Source organism: Streptomyces niveus (assembly GCF_001723055.1).
Classification (GTDB): Bacteria; Actinomycetota; Actinomycetes; order Streptomycetales; family Streptomycetaceae; genus Streptomyces; species Streptomyces niveus.
The window spans coordinates 1-2,109 of the sequence record NZ_MDCR01000400.1 but is presented as its reverse complement, the minus strand read 5'-3'; the positions used below and the strand labels follow the sequence as shown (position 1 = coordinate 2,109).

The window sequence follows — 2,109 nt, the reverse complement described above, 5'->3', positions numbered from 1 at the left end:
GGGCGGGAGCCCGGTTCGGGGGCGCCTTCTTTGGAGAAGACGCCGTAGCCGTGGGAGCCCTCGCGGGCCCGCGCCCGATTGCGGACGGGGTGCAGGGTTTCCGGCGGGGGATCGCGGCTAGGGTCGTTGCCAGACAACGGCATGCCATCCTCAGGAGAATCCAGCGATGACCATCGACCCGTCCTCGATTCCGAACTTCGGGGCCCAGCCCCAACCGCAGGCTGCGGGAACGGCGGGCCCTGTCGTCCCCGACCAGGATCTGGTCAAGCAGCTCCTCGACCAGATGGAGCTGAAGTACGTCGTCGACGACGAGGGTGACCTCGCGGCGCCGTGGGAGGAATTCCGCACGTACTTCATGTTCCGCGGCGAGGGCGACCAGCAGGTCTTCTCGGTGCGGACCTTCTACGACCGGCCGCACGCCCTTGAGGACAAGCCGAAGATCCTCGACGCGATCGACGACTGGAACCGCCGCACGCTGTGGCCCAAGGTCTACAGCCACGTGCACGAGGAGGAGGACGGCCCCACGACGGTCCGGCTCATCGGCGAGGCCCAGATGCTGATCGGCACCGGGGTCAGCCTGGAGCACTTTGTGTCGTCGACGGTCAGCTGGGTGCGGGCGTCGATCGAGTTCGACAAGTGGATCGTGGAGACGTTCGGGCTGACGCCGGCGGAGGAGAAGCCGGCGCCGTCCGGGGACGGCGAGTAACGGTTCCGGCGGGCTCCGTGCCTCCCTGAAGAGGCACCGCCCCCTGAAGAGGCACCGCCTCCTAAAGAGGCATCGGAGCCAGCGTCAGCAGGTACGTCCCGTAGCAGCACGACAGCCCGGCGAGGGCCGCGATCACCACGATCGCCGCCCTCGGCCGGGCTTTCGTGAGCGCGCACGCGAGGGGGAGCAGCAGCGGGAACGCGGGCAGCAGGAAGCGCGGCTTGGACTCGAAGAAGCTCCCGCCGCCGCCGACGGTGATCAGCAGCAGGACGCCCGCGTACACGAGCAGCGCCGGCGGGGGACGGTTCTCCCGGTCGACGAGGAGCAGCGCGAAGAGCAGCAGGGCCGCGCAGACGATCAGGACCGTCCCGGTGGAGGCGAGTTCGGCGGGCCGCAGGACGATGTCGCGTACGTCGCCCAGGGCGTCGGCGCCGAAGTCGAAGTAGGACCGCCAGCCGTCCTGCACGGCGAAGTAGCCCGCGAGCGGATCCCCCACGCGTACGCCGACCCAGAGCACGTAGCCGCCCCAGCCGAGCGGCGCGACGACGGCCGCCGCCCAGAGCCGCCAGGGGGCGTGCGCGCGGCGCTTCCACAGCTCGTACGCCACGGCGGCGCAGACCGCGGCGGCGATCGCGACCCCGTTGGGCCGGGCCAGTCCCGCGAGCGCGGCCAGCGAACCCGCCCACAGCCAGCGGCCGGTGAGCACCGCGTACAGGGCGAAGGCGGCGAAGACGGTGAGCAGCGGTTCCGTGTACGCGATGGAGAACACGACCGCGTGGGGCAGCAGGCCCCACAGCAGCACGAGGACGGTGCCGGTCCGCCGGTCGTGGAGGCGTTCGCCGAGCAGGTAGATGGCGAAGGCGGCGGCCGCGGCGGCGGCCCAGGAGACGAGCAGGGCGGCGGTGCCGCCGCCGATCGGCAGCACGGTGGTGAGCGCGCGTACGAGCGCGGGGTAGAGCGGGAAGAACGCGAGGTCGCTGTGGACGGCGCCGTCGGTGAAGTGGATGGTGTAGCCGTAGCCCTGCTCGGCGATCCGGGTGTACCAGGGGGAGTCCCAGGTGTGGGCGAGGAGTTGGCGCGGTGAGCGCCCGATGTGCTCGGCCCACAGCCACAGCACCAGCAGCCCGGTGAGCCGGGCGGCGGCGAACAGCCCGAGCGCGGGGGCGGCGCGGCGCAGGGCGGCGGAGAGACGGGTGGCGCGCCGCCGGGGGGCGGCGGGGATGAACGTGACGGCCGGGACGACGTTCGGGACGACGGCCGGGATGGTGCTCGGGGCGGCGTCGGCGGGTCTCGCCGTGCCGGATGCGTCGACGGAGTCGAGCGTGTCGGCGGACAGGGTGCACCTCCGGGCGCGCGTGATCGGTCGAACCGACCCTCCGCGCCGCCCGCGGACCGCGCGACCG

Annotated in this window: 2 protein-coding genes; one reads left to right on the top strand and one right to left on the bottom strand. The window is 72.5% G+C overall.

What is annotated here, in order from left to right:
- Positions 1-166: 166 nt before the first annotated feature.
- Positions 167-706, top strand: coding sequence for a YbjN domain-containing protein (locus tag BHU15_RS34590; RefSeq protein WP_023539833.1), 540 nt, complete (start codon positions 167-169; stop codon positions 704-706).
- 61 nt (positions 707-767) lie between these two features.
- Here the strand turns inward: BHU15_RS34590 and BHU15_RS34585 are convergent, their stop codons facing one another.
- Positions 768-1,928 carry a mannosyltransferase family protein gene (locus BHU15_RS34585; protein ID WP_069630738.1) on the bottom strand — a complete coding sequence of 387 codons (1,161 nt, stop codon included), beginning with the start codon at positions 1,926-1,928 and terminating at the stop codon, positions 768-770.
- Positions 1,929-2,109 lie beyond the last annotated feature (181 nt).